Here is a 17,117-nt window from a genome sequence, read left to right as displayed (position 1 = left end):
TGTTGGGAGGAATTCTACATGCATGTAAAAAAAGACCAACTTGTTGCCAACTTATCCTTTCTCTTTAATGACCTGCCGATGATGGAGCGCTTCCAGGCGGTCAAAGCGGCCGGACTTAAACGGGTGGAGTTTATGTTCCCTTACGATTTGGACCTTGCCCAGCTCAAACAGGAATTGGCGTCCCACCAATTAGAGATGGTTCTCTTTAACCTCCCTGCCGGAGACTGGGGAGCCGGTGAGCGGGGTATCGCCCTTGATCCCAGCCGTCAAGAGGAGTTTAAAGCGGGAGTAGAGAAAGCTGTCGCCCTGGCTCAAGCTCTTCATGTCAAACAAATCAATTGCCTGGTGGGGAAAGTCCGTGAGGATCAATCCCCGGCGGAACAGCGGGCTACTCTGATCGCCAATATCCGCTATGCCGCCGAGCAGCTGCAGCAAATTGGCGTCAAGCTGCTCCTCGAGCCCCTGAATCGCTTTGATGCCCCGGGATTCTATCTTAATACCACCGAAGATGTTCTGAAGGTCATTGCCGAAGCTGACCATGAGAATGTTTTCCTCCAATATGATACCTATCACGCCGCCCGGGAAGGAGAGGATCTCTTACAGATCCTGCGGGAAAAGCTGCCCCATATCGCTCATATTCAAGTAGCCGATAACCCCGGACGTCATCAGCCGGGTACGGGGGAGATCGATTACCACGCTTTCTTTAAGACCTTGGCGGAAGTCGGCTATTCCTATGCCGTCTCTATGGAATATGTTCCTCAGCCGGATACAGTGGCTTCGTTGGAGTGGATTAAAGCGTTTGAATAGGGGCCTGCAAGCAAGGTCTCTGGGCAGGATCTCCAGGATTTTGCTTACAGCGGTCGCTCCATAAGCTGCGCGGACAAAACTAACGCTCAAGCCCTCCGCTCCGAAAGGTGACCTGCGCCACCAAGTTGTTCTCTGTGGCGTGGCGGCTTGGGCGAAACCCTCGCCCGGGTTTCGTCCGCCAAATCGCTCCTCGAAAGCACTGCTTTCGCACTTGTTCTCAATGGCGGGTTGGAAACGTCCTGTTTCCAACCTTTCTCCGCTGCAGGCTTTTCGCGAAGTTTTGTTTCCGCTCGCTTAAATTCGCTTCCCTGCTGTAAATCAAAATCCTTGGGCTGCTTTTCGGGTCTGAGTGAGCGGGGCTTTGTGGGAAATGTTGAGCAGTAAGTTGCCTGACCTGATTTGGCCTGAACTGATTTGACCTGGGCTGACCTGAGCCGCATTTTCCGTCTTTACCGACGCCGCTTGTGGCGGCACGGTCGGCGACCCCAAGAAAGGTTCTGAGGATGGCCGCCAAAGATTCTCAGAAGCTCCCCTAAAGTCCCTCACAAGAAGGCCCGGATACTCAGGGCCCCAAGGAATAACTGAAGGAAACCTGCAAGCAGTAGCTTTACGCACAAAAGGGAAACGGATTTAGCGGAAGGGCGGTCAGGTCAACGTGGCTTTCTTAACGAAGCGAGCCACTGGTTCACATCAGGTATTGCCCTGAGGTTTGGCGACGAAACTGTCCGGTGGACAGTTTCGCTCAAGGCGGCACTCTCCAAAGCATATTCAACCGCCGCAGATGCTGTTAAGAAAGCGAGTTGACCAGCCCTGGAGCTATGGAGTACGTGAGTCTCCGATCAAGAAACCTTCCGGTGACGAAACCATCCGGTGAATGGTTTCGCCCAAGCCGCAACGCCACAGAGGAAAACTTAGCGGCGCAGGTTGGTTTCAGGAGATCACGCCCGAAGGTCCGTTGTGCGTAAAGCTACGCGACCCGACCTTACCTGACCCAAACAACTTTACACAGGAGGTATTCACATGAAAATTGGATTTATCGGACTCGGTATTATGGGAAAACCCATGAGCTTGAACCTGCTCAAGGCAGGTCATGAAGTGGTGGTTTATAATCGCAGCCCAAAAGCTGTCCAGGAATGCGTTCAAGCCGGTGCTGAGGCGGGAGCATCTCCTAAAGATGTGGCTGAGCGCTGCCCATTGATCATTACCATGCTGCCCAACTCGCCCCAAGTGAAGGAAGTCATCCTGGGACCTGACGGAGTCCTGGAAGGAGCGCGGCCGGGCGCTATGGTCATCGATATGAGTTCTATTGCTCCCGGAGCCAGCCAGGAAGTGGCGCAAAAGCTTGCGGAAAAGAACGTCCGTTTTATGGATGCACCGGTAAGCGGTGGTGAGCCCAAAGCCATCGACGGTACTCTTTCCATTATGGCCGGCGGAAAGTCTGAAGACTTTGAGGAATTCCTGCCTGTATTAAAAGCCATGGGCTCTTCAGCAGTCCTTTGCGGTGATGTGGGTGCCGGCAATGTTACGAAGCTGGCCAATCAGATCATCGTGGCCGTGAATATCGCTGCAGTATCTGAGGCTTTGACCCTGGCCACCAAAGCCGGAGCCAATCCGGAAACGGTTTACAAAGCTATTCGGGGCGGATTAGCAGGCAGCACCGTACTGGATGCCAAAGGGCCGATGATGCTTGAGCGCCGCTTTGATCCAGGGTTCCGCATCAATCTTCATATCAAAGACCTTAACAATGTCATGGAGACCGGCCATGATATCGGCTCTCCTCTGCCCATAACGGCAACCGTCATGGAAATGATGCAGACTTTAAAAAGCTATGATCTGGATCACCAGGATCATAGCGCCTTAGTTCAGTATTATGAAAAACTTGCCGGTATTGAAGTAAAAAAAGCGGACTAACCCACTCATAGCGTAAGCATAAGTATAAGTATCGCTATACTGAATCCGCCTATACTATCCTTACTCAGGGGTGTCGCCAACAGCTTTATCCATAACCGGCGACACCTCTTTTCCCTTTTCTCCAAAATCTTCAACGTTGATGATTTTAGAATGTTTACCCCATTTTTATAGTGCTTTTGCTCCTTGGGCCTTTTCACTTTCTTCAAAATCTGAAACGTCTCAGATTCTGGATTTTTCGCCCTATTTTGTACACTCTATCTCTCTTTGACCCTTTCTTTGCTGCTTTTGCGCTATGTTTTTCCTAATGGTCAAATTCAGAACATCCTTAATACACTATATGAATTCCATGGCAAAATGTTCCATTAACCCTGACTATATTTTGAAAAAAAGCGCCGGCCTATGTGGGTTTAAATTTCGTTATCGCGAATTTTATCAAAAACCTGCAACAACTCTGTTTTAGAAGAGGGCGCAATATCCCTAATGGCTTTTTCCAGCTTTCTAAGGTTTTTTTCGATGTACTCCGCTTCAATACCAGGCGAATATACGGTAAAAAAAGAAACGTGCTGTTAAGTTCCATTGCGGCTGTATTTGGCAGTTCTGTACAACCCTGGGGAGATGCCTCCGGCCTTCATGCAGCACTCCAGTTTCCGGGGAGGAAGTTTGAAGATACGTTTATGCATGAATGCAGAAATGCAGGCATAAGGATATCTCCTGTAATGCGTTACTGCTCTATAAAAGATAGCCATACAGATAAACTTCTTGTTGGATATGGTCATTTAAGCCATGAACAAATTCAAGAAAACGTATCTGTGCTTCATCATTTTCTTGCCAAAACTCTATAACGGCCGGCCAGGCCCCAAGATGGTTTTGGCATCCTCTCGGTCATCCCTCCCCTGGGGCCTAATCTAGCTTTTTTGAGAATATCTGGTATACTATTACCAATCCACAGGAAATGGAGGAAATCGCCATGAGTGAACCAGCTATTCGCAAAGCACTAACTGCTGAAGAAATCTTTTTAAAACAAGACAAAGAACGCTATCTGTATGAAATGCGTGAGAAGGCCTTGCTGGATCATGTCTCCGCCATTGAGGGCGCTAAGGAAGAAGGTATCGCCGAGGGTATAACTAAAGGTATCGCGGAGGGTAAGGCTCAGGCAAACAATGAAATAGCATTGAAATTATTAGAAATGAAACTGCCTTTATCTGATATTGTTAAAGCTACAGGTCTAACCGAAGAAGAAATCCGTAAGTTGCACTAATTTACTTTTTCTCTCTCAAGCTTGGACTAAATGAAAATTCGGCCGTTTTGAGATCGACTCAGCTAGATGAGTCAATCCAAAACGGCCGAATTTTTGATCTGTGAACCCCTATTCCTTGTTCAGTGCGTCAGCGCTTTTTACTTTGCCATAACCTTCGCTGTCTTCCCGGCTATGGTTTTTTCCCGATGTTCCAATCCTTTCATTAATAAGGTGAAGATCAGAGTCGAAGCACCCAAGGCCAGCCATCCCGTTTCCATACTGATATAGCTCAAGGCGATTCCCATTCCCAGAGGGCCTAAGGTATACCCTGAATCCTCAATAATGGCCATGGTCGAAATCATCCTCCCTCTGTGGGAGGCGGGAGTGTTATCCACAGTAAAAGGAACTACCGTAATCGCCATCATGATCTCGCCAAGGGTAAAGATAAACGCCCACAGGAATAACCATTCCAGAGAGTTCAGCACCCCAATCATGCCGAAGCCCACGGCATAAAGAATTCCGCCCATGATCCCCCGGTGAAGGTAGGGCAGATGCCCGGCCAATCGCGTGATAATCGGGGTAAAGATGATCACAATCAGACCATTAAAGGCCGCCAAAAATCCAAAATATTGGGATCCTATGACTGGATAATTCTTCATGACCTGCATGGGCAGCATAAAAGACCATTGGGAATAGGTGAAATTATAACCAAATACGATCAGGGCAAAGCAAATGAGCAAAGGCCGCAGCCTAATCACCTTAAAGATGGAGCCTTCCACCCTGCGCTCCAGATAGCGTTCTTCATCCTGAATCTCTTCATGGGCCTTCTCCAAGGTCTCCTTAATAAAGGCGGCGATCAGGACCAGAGACATAAAAATCGCCAGACCTTCCCCTATAAAGACCCAGGGCAGATGGTGCCGATAAAGAAATCCCCCCAAAACAGGTCCAATGGCGAAGCCAATGTTCCAGCCCATATAAGACAAGGCATAAGCTCCGCTCCGATTGGCCGGAGTCGTCAGGTCGGCAATCAATGAATCGTAAGCAGGTTTTGTGGTCGAATTTAAGGCACCTGCCAAGATGATCAGATGAATCATCGTCAAAGAAGGCTCCATAAACCCGATCCGAAAAAAGACCAACACAGCTGAACCTGAAAATAGGAGAATAACTCTTTTTCTTCCAAAGCGATCCACAAGCTTTCCTCCGCAAAGAGCGGCCATAAGGCTGATTCCCCCGGAGAGACTGAGATAAAACCCCGCCTTTCCCTCAGCTAAGCCGATGCTTTGCGTCATAATGATGGTCATGAGGGGGGCTACAAAAGCCCCGATAGCATTGATAATCCGGGCAATAAAAATGACATAGATTTCTTTGGGCATACCTCGGTAAGGATTAAGCATCGTTCGTAATACTGACATCTTCGTTCTCTCTCTTCCGTCAAATAAATAAAGCCACGGACTCCTCCTGCTCGAGGATACCGTGGCTTGCTGAATTACATTAATTAAATACATTAATAAAACAAAAAAGCAAAGTCACGGACATAATAGCCCGTGACCCTATAGTCCATTTCCCTTATTTGTAAGAAGCAATGGTCAAATAGGATAATCCCAGGCCGCGGATGAAGTTACAGGATTTACACCATAAACATCAGCTTGGATGAGCAACATAGTCATAATCACGGCCTCCTTTCTGACCTCGCCAATAGTAAAGTTTTCCATGCATCGAAAACTGTATCCAGTATACAATTTGCCGAATCCCCTGTCAACAATTTTATAAGCAAAATGCTTCCCCCGGGGCGCAGCTTTCATCACTTTACCCTTTAAGGAAGCATTTTGCTCGTAAGATTAACCTAGATATCTGGGAAACAGAATATTATTTTCGAGATGAACATGCTGGAAAATATCGCTTTCCAACTCCGCCAACTTTTGATAGGTGATTCTGTAGGAATTGCAGGCATCCGCCGGCACCGCAAAATCATTGGTAATCGTTCTTAACTCTTTGAGAATGTCTCCAGCCCCATCATGCTCCGCCTTGAGTTCCTGGATGATACGGCGGATTTCTTTTTGAATATTTGCCGAAGGTTTTGTCTCCTGCTCCTTCATCAAGGGGAACTCGATTGCTTCTTCTTTAATAAGGTGCTGTTCCAGCTCCAGCTTTAAATGATGAAACAAACGATGCACCCCTTTAAGTTCCGGATGGCTCTCCCCATGAACCCTTAAAATCATGGTGATCAATTTACTTATTCTGGGAAGCTCTGCATTAAGATAGGCATGATGGGTGTTAACCACGTAGTCACTTAAGGGACCGGACTCTTCTTGACTCCAATCCTGTTCCGTGTCCCTGATGTTTTTGAGCTCTGCATAGAGGTCATTAATTCGCCCTAAAATCTCTGTTTCATTATGACCTTCCCTCTGCAGAACCTCCCTGAGAATCCGCTCTCCTCCGCAGCAGAAGTCAATACGATATTCCTTAAAGATATCTGCCGCCTTGGGAAACTTGGTGACAATATCGCCAATTTTTTGACCAGCATTGAATTGCGTCATGGTAAACTCCTCCTTCATCTCTTCTCTCAGCCCTCTGAATCAATTGACTTATCTTATGTTCATATCATATCTTGCCAGAGTTTTCGACGCTGTGATTGCAGTCAAATCTAATCTTGATTTAAATCAAAAGTAAAAAAGCAACAAAAAAGCGCCGCCCTTCCCCTTGGAATCACAGCACTGCTTGAAAATTTTTTGTACCCTATATTACCCTCTATATTAAATCATTATTACATCATTGCTTCTAAATCTTGGAGACGGTTGATGATAATGCGTTTATTGCCGACCAGTTCCAGGATGCCTTCATCTTGCATCCCGGATAGCTTACGGCTCATGGTCTCCCGGGTCACTCCGATAAAATTGGCCATCTCCTCCCGGGTCAAAGCTATATTGAGCATGACTTTGCCGTCCTTATGTTCCCCAAAATTCTTCGAAAAATTGAATAACAAGCCGGCGATTCTGGCCTCCACATCCTTGGTGCTCAAGGTCTGAACCAAGTTCTCAAGATTGACAAGCCGATCATGGACACTCTCCAGGATTTTTAAACAAATCTCCGGATTTTCTTTTAAGATCCTATCCAGATCATCTTTGGACAGAGTGCAGACACCGACATCCTCCAAGGCTTCGGCATTATATGGAAAAGCGCTCTTCTTGAGAAGGCTCAGATCGCCGATAAAATCCCCTTCACTAAGAATATAGAGGATTTGTTCCTTACCCTCTCTGGTATGTTTAAAGGTCTTGATTTTTCCGTGATTGATGATGTAGAACTTATCTGACACATCCCCTTCGAAGAAAAGGACCTGGCCCTTTTTATAACGTCGCCTTGTGATCAAGCCGCTGATCACCGCCAGCTGTTCATCAGCAAGCATGGCAAATATCGGAGCCTTAGCGGCGCAGAATTGCCCTTCGGAATGGCATCCACAGCTATGGCAGGCAGTACAAGATTTCATGGATATGCTCCTTAATTCCATATTTAGATTCAATGCTATAATTCCTCAGTATGTTTTAATTATTCGCGAAAGTTATGTGATTCTCCTTTACTGCCGCTCAAGCATTGGAACCTTCCCTTGCTGATTTCCATGCCCAAAAGAAGCGCCGGCCTATTGGCCGGCGTCTCTGAACTCTTCTTAATGCAAACCCAGCCCTTTTCGTTTCGCCACGATATGGGCCTCGATAGCATTAGCTACTTCCACAGGATCATCCCCTACCGCCACTTTGCCGCCGGTCAGTCCTTCCACATCCTCGGTCAGAAGCTTAACAAGCTGAGGGGCACCCGTGATAAAGGGGGTGGGGGAGAGATGAGTATAGGCTCCATAAGCCACGGCAAAGACACCGTCGATAGTCGCTTTTTGCTCCATCCATTCCGGAGCTGTGACAGCGATTGGGAGCTGGGGGATATCCACATCCAGATGATCCGCCAGAGCGGTAACCAGCATGCTGATGCGTCCCGTATCGGTACAGGTGCCAAAGCTCAGCACCGGAGGAATTTTTAAAGCGGAGCAAATCTCCTGCAGCCCAGAACCGGCTTCCTTAATGGCGTCCAAATTGCAAAGCCCGGCTACTTCCAGGGCGTGATTCCCGCACCCGCCGGCCACGACCAGGATATCTTTCTTGATCAGCTGTTTCGTCAGGTTAACCGTATTCCAATCCTGGGGACCATTCCTTAAGGTGGAACAGTTGGCCAGAGCCACCACTCCTTTGATCTTGCCGGCAGCGATCACTTCCACCAAAGGGTCCAGCTTATTCCCCAAGGCGCCCAGGACAGCTTCCGTCGAGAAGCCGGCAATGGCTTTTGCCTTATACTGAGGAACCTTGGGAGTGACTTTGCCTTTTCTTTTCTTGAAATTATCGATAGCTAACTCAATCAAAGCCTCCACGATTTTATCCGTTTCCGAAGGATCATAAGGAAATTTATGCTGCAAGCCGGGGATGTCGATGATGGTGCTGATGGAGACCAGAGTGGCCTGATATTTCTCAGCATACATATCGATGGCCGGAGGGGAGCAGTTTTCTTCCATAGCCAGGACATCCACTGTCCCGGTAGCCAGCAGCGGCTCAATGGCCAGCCAGTTGCCCATCAAACCTACAAACACATCATCCATCTCGAAGCGCTGCAGGAGCTCCTGTCCGGTCTCGATGGAGCCTACCACACGCAGGCCTTTGGCGCCCGCTGCCCTGGCCTTTTCCTGCACATCCGAGGAGCGGGCTCTTTCAATCATAGCCGCCCCGATCCAGGGTTGATGTCCATTAAAGACGATGTTGACATGTTCCGGGCACATGATCCCTAAGTCTACATCCACTTCATGAGGCTGAGGGGTGCCAAAGAGAATATCCTGGACCATCTCCAGCCCGATTTGTGAGTTATAAATCGTCGCCAGACCTAAGCGCAGAGCCTTCAAGGCCAGGGAGGCATAGTTGCCGTCCACATTGGTGAGGCAGCTGGCCACACAGTTTTGCTCCTCATGAACGGTTCCGGCAGGGTAAATATTTAAATCCCGCCAGACCTGTTTCCGTTTCTTCGGCGCAAAGGCTTCCACCATCAGGTTCTTCTCTTCCACTCCGATCTGCTGCTGATGCTCCAATAGATCGGCTAATTGAATGGCCATCTTATTCATATCCTGATCAGTGTCAATCCCCAGTTTTTCACACATCCATTGGAGTTTCTCCGGCTCCTTGATCTTAAAGGGGGTTTTGCCCTCCCCGGTAGCTTTCAGGGTGCGAAAAGCTTCATAAGCATGGTGGCTGTATGTACCTGCTCCCATAATGTTCTGCAGGAGCAGCTTGCGCATCGCCATAGCATCAGGACCAATACCGCAAACGCCCCGATCTTGTTCCCCTTTTTCATTGATTCGGCAAGGACCTTGGGAACATTGCTGGCAAGTTAAACCCTGCAGGCAAAATTTACAGCGGATTTTTTCCTGGGCTTGATAGCGGTCAAAGACGTTGGACATCCCGTCTTCACGAATTCTGACCAGCATCTCCTCTACAGAATCGTGATAACTCACCCGGCCTTCGGTCTTCTCCAGAACCGTTTCACTCATTAATTTCACTCCTTATCGATGGGATGATGCCTTGCTTCATCCTCTATAACCTTCAACAAAGAGTTTGCTCCATTTCCCCTTTTCCTATGTATGGGAGCCAATATTGGTTTGTAATGTTACTCAATTTTTGTTAGAATATGATTATGTTACATTCAGGGGGGCATAACCTGTGGAGTACGTCGATCCCATTAAAGATGTGGAGAGTATTAATGCGATTAAAAAAATATTGAGCAATCACTCCCAACGGGATCTTTTACTTTTCGTTTTCGGTATTAATACCGGATTGAGAATCAGCGACTTACTGGCTCTCAAGCTCAGCGACGTGTGGGAGGATGGCCGGATTAAAGAGTTCTTGCTGATTCAGGATGGAAAAAGCGGCGAAGAAAAAGCCTACTACATTAATAACCGGATTCAGGAAGAGTTATTGAAATACTTAGCCCTGGCCCGTTTGAACGGAAGCGATTATCTCTTTAAATCCAAAAAAGACAACCTGCCCATTACCCGTCAGCAAGCTTATCGCATCATTAATCATGCCGCACGGCAGGTGGGTATTCCCGGGAAGATCGGCACTCATACTTTAAGAAAAACCTTCGGCTATCATGCTTTCCGAGCCGGTGTCGCAGTTTCCATCTTGATGAAAGCCTTTCACCATCATTCTCCTTCGGAAACCTTAAAGTATATCGGTATCAATAAAGAAGAAACCCGCTTCATCAAAGTCAATGTCAATTTGTAACGTTGAAAAGCAAAAACTCCACTGTTGCCAGTGGAGCGTATACCAGGGGTCAGTTTTCATTATTCTCATTGGGTTCCATATCCACATTGGTCAATTCGGTAACCATATCTTCAATGACCTGGACCTGTAAGGTTTCACCATCTTTAATGAGCTTGAAAATCCCGTTATTAAAGTCGGTGCCGAATTCTTTAAAGAAGATACCTTCATAGACGATTTCTTTGCTGTGTTTAAAGACCAGCCGGAAGTTTTCTCCTTCCTTCATAAGATAAGCCCGGATACCCTTTTCATAGTTGCAGTCCGGATCTTTAATATAGCGGGCTACCGAGATGATGTGAAGGTCCACGAAAGGGATTTCCTTTAAAAGCAAATTGACAATAGATTCCTTGGTAATCTGCTCCCAGCGGCTTTGAACGGTTTGACCCATGATAATCTGGGTGGCTCTCTTTTCCCGGGCTGTTTCGGCGATTACCTTGTAGACGGGACGCTGCTCATTATCCTTGAGAATAAAACCGTCTGCCTCAACTTCCTTGGCCAGTTTTTTCCACTTGGTGATATACATGGATTTATCCGCATCCAACTCATCAAAAGGTTTGGCATCCACGGTCAATATATAGAGCGGGCAATCAAACATTTTCGCAATCTTGCTGCCACGTCGTATGAGTCGCTCACCGTTAGGGCCATAATAAATACAAACCAGGAGCCCTTCGTCCATATGTTTTTTCTTTTTAAACATTTGTCCCACCTCAGAATCCAGCGACAGGAGCATTTTTCCTCTCACTGATTAACTTAAATATGACTATAGCTCATGAACCCTTTTCAGTCAACCACTATAAGAACATAAAAGAAAAGGAGGAGGATAGATGGTTTGGCTTTATCCTATTTTAGGGATACCCTTTCTGTTTGCTTTCCTGGTTCCGGTCCTACATAAGCGATTCACTCCCCAAATACATACAGGCTGGTTCGTCGTTTGGATTCCCTTGCTGATTTTTGGCATTCTTTTATCTACAGTTCCCACTATATCTTCAGGAGGAATCATTGACCTAAGTCTTCCTTGGATTCCTGCCTATGATATTAATATCACCCTTTTCCTAGATGGTTTATCCCTGATCTTTGGCCTGCTCATCAGTGGGGTAGGATTTCTGGTGATTCTCTATTCTATCTATTATCTTTCCAAGCATAAAGAAGCCTTGCACAATTTCTATATCTATCTGCTCTTATTTATGGGAGCAATGCTGGGGGTTGTGCTTTCCGACAATATTTTTGCCCTTTATGTTTTTTGGGAAATGACCAGTATTTCTTCCTTTTTATTGATCGCCTACTGGTTCGAACGGGAGAAGTCCCGCTCCGGTGCCCGTAAATCACTGTTGATTACGGTTTTTGGCGGCTTGGCCATGCTGGCAGGATTCATCCTGCTGACCATGATGACCGATACCTACAGCATTCGTGAAATGGTCCATAGTCTTGACGGGATTCACTCCCATACCTTATTCCTTCCGGTCATGGTCTTGATCCTGCTCGGCGCCTTCACCAAATCTGCTCAATTTCCCTTCAGCATCTGGCTCCCTGACGCCATGGAAGCTCCCACTCCGGTGAGCGCCTATTTGCATTCGGCCACCATGGTGAAGGCAGGCATTTATCTGGTAGCCCGCTTTACTCCAATCTTCGGCGGGGGAGAAGTCTGGTTCTGGCTGGTTACAGGGATCGGTCTTATGACCTTGTTCTACGGTTCTTTCAACGCCATAAGGCAGACCGATTTGAAAGCTTTATTGGCTTACTCCACCATCAGCCAGTTGGGTCTGATCATGAGCTTATTGGGACTGGGCTCCGCCGGGTTGGCCCCTGAGGCCGGGAATGCCCAGGCTGCCTATGCTCTCGCTGTGTTTACGGGACTCTTTCATTTGGTTAATCATTCTACCTTTAAAGGCTGTCTCTTTATGGTGGTGGGGATTATCGACCATGAAACAGGGACCCGGGATATTCGGAAATTAGGCGGATTAATGCATATCATGCCTATTTCCTTTACCCTGGCTCTCATCGGCTGCTTATCCATGGCCGGGTTGCCTCCTTTTAACGGCTTTTTAAGCAAGGAGCTGTTCTTTACTGCCGTATTGAATGCTTCGGAAATATCTGTACTCATTCCGGTTGTGGCCTGGCTCGCCAGTGTCCTGACCTTTGTCTACTCCCTGATCATGGTCTTTAAGACCTTTACGGGACAGCCGCGGGTCAAATCAGGGAAACAAGCCCACGAAGCCCCCCTGGGCATGTTGCTCCCCCCCATGGTCTTGGCGGCATTGGTTGTGCTCCTCTTTTTCTTCCCCAATGTTCTGGTCCACTATGTATTGGCCCCTGCCTGGGCGGCGGTCCTGCCTTCCCTTGCCCGGGAAAATCTTTTAACCGTTCATGTCAGCCCCTGGCATGGGGTGACTCCCGAACTGCTGATGACCCTGGGCGTCATTGTCCTCGGCGGTACTCTCTACAAAACCCTGAAAAAATGGGTAAAGCTTTATCGCACTTATCCCCAAAGCTTAACCTTGAACCATATCTATGAAACTGCCCTGGAACTCATGGAGTCCCTTTCCCTGGCTCTGACCAAACGGTATATGACAGGCTCCCTTCGGGACTACCTTATCTATATCCTCAGCTTTATCGTGGTAGCGGTGGGCGGAGCCCTGGTCCTGGCCCAGGGGATCGCTTTTGACCCTTCCCATGACGCTGCTTTCAGCATCTACGAGCTGGCCTTGCTGGCGGGCATGGTGGTTTGCGCCATCACGGTTCTCCTGGCTGAAACACGCCTGACTGCCATTATTGCCGTGGGAGCTTTGGGCTTTCTTGTGGTCTTTTTCTTTGTCCTCTTCCGCGCTCCCGATTTAGCCCTCACCCAACTGGTTGTGGAGACCATTACCACCGTCTTATTTTTGCTTTGCTTTTACCATTTGCCCAAGTTGAAAAAAGAAACCACTCCCCTTCCCTCTAAAGTGGTCAATGGTTTGCTTTCCCTGGCCGTTGGTCTGGTTATGACCTTGGTTGCTCTCTCCGCTAACGGCAATCCCCTCCCTGAATCCATTGCCGGTTATTACGAAAATGCTTATGAGCTGGCCGGAGCCAAAAATATCGTCAATGCCATTCTCGTGGATTTCCGGGGATTTGATACCATGTTGGAAATTTTGGTCCTGTCCATGGCCGGCTTAGGGGTCTATACACTGATCAAACTGCGTATGGCGGGAGGGAAATAGCATGAAAGATCCTAATGATGTCATTTTACGGATGGTCACGAAAGTCGTCGTGATCATTATTCTGACCTTCGCCGTCAACCTTTTCGTTTCCGGCCATCACCACCCAGGAGGCGGCTTTATCGGCGGGCTGGCCTTTGTGGCGGCCATCGTCCTCCTCTTTCTCGTCTATGGAATCGAAAAAGTCCGCCAAAACTTCCCGGTGGATTTTAAAGCCCTGGCCGGAGTCGGCGTGTTGATTTCTGTCTTGACAGGAGCCCGGGGCATGTTCATAGGAGAGCCCTTTTTGACCCAGGCTTTTGGTTATGTCCATCTTCCTTTGTTCGGAAAGACCGAGATGGCCACCGCCGTGTTGTTCGATGTGGGAGTTGCCTTAGCCGTTATTGGAACGTCTTTAACCATTATTATGAGTATAGGTGATGATCGATAAATGGAAACATTGATGGCAATCGTGATCGGAATTTTATTTACTATAGGAACCTACTTAATCCTCTCCAAAACTCTGCTCCGCATTATTTTAGGAACCTCTCTGATCGGACACGGGGTCAATCTGCTGATCCTGACCATGGGCGGCTTAAAAAAGGGCGGTCCTCCGCTGCTGGGCCTGAAGGAGAGTCTTTTCACCGATCCCCTTCCCCAAGCCCTTTTGCTGACGGCTATCGTGATTAACTTCGCCACCACAGCCCTCTTCTTAGTCTTGAGCTATCGTACCTATAACGTGTTGGGAAGCGATGATTCAGAAGCATTAAGGGGGTGTGATGATGAATAATTTAGTAATCCTGCCCCTTGTCCTGCCGGTTATGGCCGGAATGATCATGGTTATCCTGCGCAATCATATCCGCCTTCACCGGTTCCTGAGCCTCCTCACAACTACCCTGGTGGGAATTGTGTCCCTTGTGCTCATGAGACAAATCCAGGCAACGGGAATCCAAACCCTTCAGCTGGGGGGGTGGGAAGCTCCCTTCGGCATCAGCTTCGTGGCCGATATGGTGGCGATTCTGCTGGTCTTGGTCACCGCCATCGTCACCTTTTGTTGTGTTTCTTATGCTTTCTCTTCCATCGGCAGCCAACGGGAGCGGCATTATTTTTATCCCTTAAGCCAATTTTTGATCGCCGGGGTCAACGGTTCCTTCCTGACCGGGGATATTTTCAACTTATTTGTGTGCTTCGAGGTCATGCTGGTTGCTTCCTATGTACTGATTACCCTGGGGGGCACCAAACTGCAGCTTAAAGAGTCCATTCCCTATATTCTGATCAATATGATCTCCTCTTTTCTCTTTCTGATTGCTCTGGCTTTTCTCTATCGCCTGACCGGCACCTTGAATTTAGCTCATTTGTCTGTACGGGTAGCGGAAATCGGACAGGATGGCTTGATGACCGCGGTAGCCTTTTTGTTTCTAATTGTCTTCAGCCTGAAAGCCGGTCTTTTCCTTTTCTTCTGGCTGCCCGGTTCTTATAGCGCTCCCCCTACAGCTATCGCCGCTCTCTTCGCTGCCTTATTGACCAAAGTGGGGATCTACGCCATTATGCGTTTATTCTCCCTGGTTTTTTACCATGAACCCGAAGTTACCCATCTGCTCATCGGGGTTCTCGCTGCCGTGACCATGCTGCTGGGGGCTATGGGGGCCGTTGCTTTTGGGGATATCAAGAGCATCCTCACCTATAATGTGGTGATTGGGGTGGGCTTTATTCTGGCGGGCTTTGCCTCTTTCACGGAAACGGGCCTGCGGGGCTCCATCTATTATCTGGCTCATGACATGATCGTCAAGGCTCTCCTTTTCCTCTTGGGAGGAACAATCCTTCATCTGACCGGCACGGGAAAGCTTAAGGATATGAGCGGACTCATCCGCTTGCACCCTCAATTGGGCTGGATGTTCTTTGTCGCCGCTTTATCCATATCCGGCATTCCCCCCTTGAGCGGCTTCCTCGGCAAAATCTTTGTCACGGAAGGAACCTTTCGCGCCGGTTACTTCTGGCTCGGCGGCATCGGCCTGCTCACCAGTCTGATGGTTTTGTATTCCATGTTAAAACTGTTCATGAACGTCTTCTGGGGCTACACAAACTTTACCGAGGAAACGGAAAAAGGAACCACCAAAGGGCTGCTCCTTCCCATCGCCCTGCTTACCGCCTGTACCATCGCCTTAGGCCTGGGAGCAGAAGGTCTCCACGGGGTCGTGGATTTAGCGGCAGCGGGGTTGCTGGATCCTCAGACCTATATTGAGGCCGTTTTCCAGGAGAGATACCCATAAGTGCGCATGAAGAAAAGAGGTGATTTCCAGTGCCAATGCAGGTGCTAATCAATTTATTTATCGGGGTTTTATGGATGTTTCTTCAGGATGATTGGAGCATCTTAACCTTTGCCAGCGGGTATTTATTTGGTATATTGGTCCTCTTCATTTTGCGGCGCTTTCTTGACAGCAAATTCTACCTTTTTACCTTGCACGCCGTTATACAGCTCTTTTTTCTCTTTATCTATGAGCTTTTCACCTCCAGCATCCTGGTGCTCCGGGAAATCATCAAACCGCAGATCGATATTAAGCCGGGAATTATATCCTTCGCAACCAGCCTGGAATCGGATATGGAAGTCACCCTTCTGGCACTCCTCCTTACTCTAACCCCAGGCTCCGTGGTGATGGAGATCACTCCGGATAAGAAGCTGTTCTATATCCACGCCATGGATATTCCCGAGCTCAGTGACGCGGTGATCCGCTCTAAGGAAAAGTTCGAAGAAGCTATTAAGAAGGTGACGCGACCATGATCGAGGGAATCTTATTCTGGGTTATATTTTTATCCTTATGTTTCTCAACCCTTTCCATCCTGATAACGATTTACCGTTGCCTCAAAGGGCCCACGGCCTCTGACCGCGTGCAAGCCCTGGATGTGCTGGGCATTAACATTATTGCCTCGGTAGCCATTTTTTCCGTGCTCCTCAGGACCACCGCTTTTTTTGAAGTGATTTTATTGATCGGGATTCTGTCCTTTATCGGAACCATCGCTTTCGCACGCTTTATCGAGAGGGGGATTGTCATTGAACGGCAGCACTTTGATTGAGTTAGGTATCGGGATCATTATTTTAATGGGAACCATCTTCGGCTTCCTCAGTGCCATTGGCTTCATTCGTCTCCCGGATGTCTATAATCGTGCCCATGCTCTCGCCAAAAGCTCTACCTTAGGAGTATTATTTGTTCTGCTGGGAACCTTCCTCTTTTTCTTATTTGTGGAGGATTATTTCAGCATCAAATTATTCCTGGGCATTTTCTTTGTGTTTCTGACCTCTCCCGTTTCCTCCCATGTGATCTGCCGCTCTGCCTATCGTGCCCAGGTCCCTTTGGCTAAGGCAAGCGTTCGCGACGATTTGAAAGAAGTGCTGGAGAAAGCTTAAATTTTATCACTGAAGGTCTTGTTCAAAACCTGAAAGGCAACCACGGACCACTTAAACATTAATTGAGTGGGACCAAGGTTGCTTTTCTTTTTCCAGTTGAAATAATTGAAAAAATATTAAAAAATTATGTATACTTATTCATTGCCTACTTATAAATCTTAAGGTCTTATGATATTATTATGTGTACTATAATAGTTTCTTTATATAGATAAATTTTTAAAATTGAGGAGAGTGATGTTGGA

General features: G+C 47.8%; 17 protein-coding genes. 12 read left to right on the top strand and 5 right to left on the bottom strand.

Translation table 11 applies throughout. The features are described from left to right. The first annotated feature begins 18 nt into the window (after nucleotides 1-18). From hyi to DHAF_RS05880, 4 genes are all read left to right on the top strand, one after another. Nucleotides 19-807, top strand: a complete 789-nt coding sequence (gene hyi, locus DHAF_RS05895; protein WP_015943251.1) for a hydroxypyruvate isomerase — start codon at nucleotides 19-21, stop codon at nucleotides 805-807. 1,020 nt (nucleotides 808-1,827) lie between these two features. Continuing rightward, nucleotides 1,828-2,718: a 2-hydroxy-3-oxopropionate reductase gene (gene garR, locus DHAF_RS05885; RefSeq protein ID WP_015943250.1), complete on the top strand. Its 891-nt coding sequence runs from the start codon at nucleotides 1,828-1,830 to the stop codon at nucleotides 2,716-2,718. Between the two features lie 401 nt (nucleotides 2,719-3,119). After that, the gene (locus DHAF_RS25635) at nucleotides 3,120-3,560 is read left to right on the top strand and encodes an aminotransferase-like domain-containing protein (protein ID WP_018306375.1); all 441 of its coding nucleotides are present in this window, start codon (nucleotides 3,120-3,122) and stop codon (nucleotides 3,558-3,560) included. 110 nt (nucleotides 3,561-3,670) lie between these two features. Continuing rightward, nucleotides 3,671-3,976, top strand: a complete 306-nt coding sequence (locus DHAF_RS05880) for an Rpn family recombination-promoting nuclease/putative transposase (protein WP_005813751.1) — start codon at nucleotides 3,671-3,673, stop codon at nucleotides 3,974-3,976. 137 nt (nucleotides 3,977-4,113) lie between these two features. On the opposite strand, the gene DHAF_RS05875 is transcribed toward DHAF_RS05880, so the two are convergent. From DHAF_RS05875 to cooS, 4 genes are all read right to left on the bottom strand, one after another. Next, entirely contained in the window at nucleotides 4,114-5,349 is a 1,236-nt protein-coding gene (locus DHAF_RS05875; RefSeq protein WP_018306374.1) for an MFS transporter, read from the bottom strand. A 444-nt stretch (nucleotides 5,350-5,793) separates the two neighbouring features. Then, nucleotides 5,794-6,492: an iron-sulfur cluster repair di-iron protein gene (gene ric / locus DHAF_RS05865; RefSeq protein ID WP_015943246.1), complete on the bottom strand. Its 699-nt coding sequence runs from the start codon at nucleotides 6,490-6,492 to the stop codon at nucleotides 5,794-5,796. Between the two features lie 227 nt (nucleotides 6,493-6,719). Continuing rightward, nucleotides 6,720-7,439 carry a Crp/Fnr family transcriptional regulator gene (locus DHAF_RS05860; protein ID WP_015943245.1) on the bottom strand — a complete coding sequence of 240 codons (720 nt, stop codon included), beginning with the start codon at nucleotides 7,437-7,439 and terminating at the stop codon, nucleotides 6,720-6,722. Nucleotides 7,440-7,616: 177 nt separating this feature from the next. Next, nucleotides 7,617-9,530, bottom strand: a complete 1,914-nt coding sequence (gene cooS / locus DHAF_RS05855) for an anaerobic carbon-monoxide dehydrogenase catalytic subunit (protein WP_005813738.1) — start codon at nucleotides 9,528-9,530, stop codon at nucleotides 7,617-7,619. A gap of 169 nt (nucleotides 9,531-9,699) precedes the next feature. On the opposite strand from cooS, the gene DHAF_RS05850 reads away from it, so the two are divergent. Then, on the top strand, nucleotides 9,700-10,263 hold the full coding sequence (locus DHAF_RS05850; protein WP_005813736.1) for a tyrosine-type recombinase/integrase: 564 nt from the start codon (nucleotides 9,700-9,702) through the stop codon (nucleotides 10,261-10,263). Nucleotides 10,264-10,312: 49 nt separating this feature from the next. On the opposite strand, the gene DHAF_RS05845 is transcribed toward DHAF_RS05850, so the two are convergent. After that, nucleotides 10,313-10,996, bottom strand: coding sequence for an adenine nucleotide alpha hydrolase family protein (locus DHAF_RS05845; protein WP_015943244.1), 684 nt, complete (start codon nucleotides 10,994-10,996; stop codon nucleotides 10,313-10,315). Between the two features lie 127 nt (nucleotides 10,997-11,123). Here DHAF_RS05845 and DHAF_RS05840 point away from each other — a divergent pair, with 127 nt between their 5' ends. From DHAF_RS05840 to mnhG, 7 genes are read left to right on the top strand one after another with little or no spacing between them, the layout of a single operon-like run. Then, nucleotides 11,124-13,496: a Na+/H+ antiporter subunit A gene (locus DHAF_RS05840; RefSeq protein WP_015943243.1), complete on the top strand. Its 2,373-nt coding sequence runs from the start codon at nucleotides 11,124-11,126 to the stop codon at nucleotides 13,494-13,496. Nucleotide 13,497: 1 nt separating this feature from the next. Further along, nucleotides 13,498-13,923 carry a Na(+)/H(+) antiporter subunit B gene (locus tag DHAF_RS05835; RefSeq protein ID WP_005813730.1) on the top strand — a complete coding sequence of 142 codons (426 nt, stop codon included), beginning with the start codon at nucleotides 13,498-13,500 and terminating at the stop codon, nucleotides 13,921-13,923. After that, the gene (locus tag DHAF_RS05830; RefSeq protein ID WP_005813728.1) at nucleotides 13,924-14,262 is read left to right on the top strand and encodes a Na(+)/H(+) antiporter subunit C; all 339 of its coding nucleotides are present in this window, start codon (nucleotides 13,924-13,926) and stop codon (nucleotides 14,260-14,262) included. Further along, nucleotides 14,255-15,742, top strand: a complete 1,488-nt coding sequence (locus DHAF_RS05825) for a Na+/H+ antiporter subunit D (RefSeq protein WP_015943241.1) — start codon at nucleotides 14,255-14,257, stop codon at nucleotides 15,740-15,742. Before DHAF_RS05830 ends, DHAF_RS05825 begins: the two co-directional genes overlap by 8 nt. Nucleotides 15,743-15,777: 35 nt before the next feature. Next, nucleotides 15,778-16,251, top strand: a complete 474-nt coding sequence (locus tag DHAF_RS05820) for a Na+/H+ antiporter subunit E (RefSeq protein ID WP_005813725.1) — start codon at nucleotides 15,778-15,780, stop codon at nucleotides 16,249-16,251. Further along, complete coding sequence (locus DHAF_RS05815) at nucleotides 16,248-16,544, top strand: Na(+)/H(+) antiporter subunit F1 (RefSeq protein ID WP_005813722.1); 297 nt, start codon at nucleotides 16,248-16,250, stop codon at nucleotides 16,542-16,544. Before DHAF_RS05820 ends, DHAF_RS05815 begins: the two co-directional genes overlap by 4 nt. After that, nucleotides 16,516-16,875: a monovalent cation/H(+) antiporter subunit G gene (mnhG, locus tag DHAF_RS05810; RefSeq protein ID WP_018306371.1), complete on the top strand. Its 360-nt coding sequence runs from the start codon at nucleotides 16,516-16,518 to the stop codon at nucleotides 16,873-16,875. Before DHAF_RS05815 ends, mnhG begins: the two co-directional genes overlap by 29 nt. Nucleotides 16,876-17,117: the final 242 nt, after the last annotated feature.

The organism is Desulfitobacterium hafniense DCB-2 (assembly GCF_000021925.1).
In the GTDB taxonomy this organism is placed as follows: domain Bacteria; phylum Bacillota; class Desulfitobacteriia; order Desulfitobacteriales; family Desulfitobacteriaceae; genus Desulfitobacterium; species Desulfitobacterium hafniense.
The sequence above is the reverse complement of the archived record's forward strand: the minus strand, read 5'-3'. Positions and strand labels throughout refer to the sequence as shown.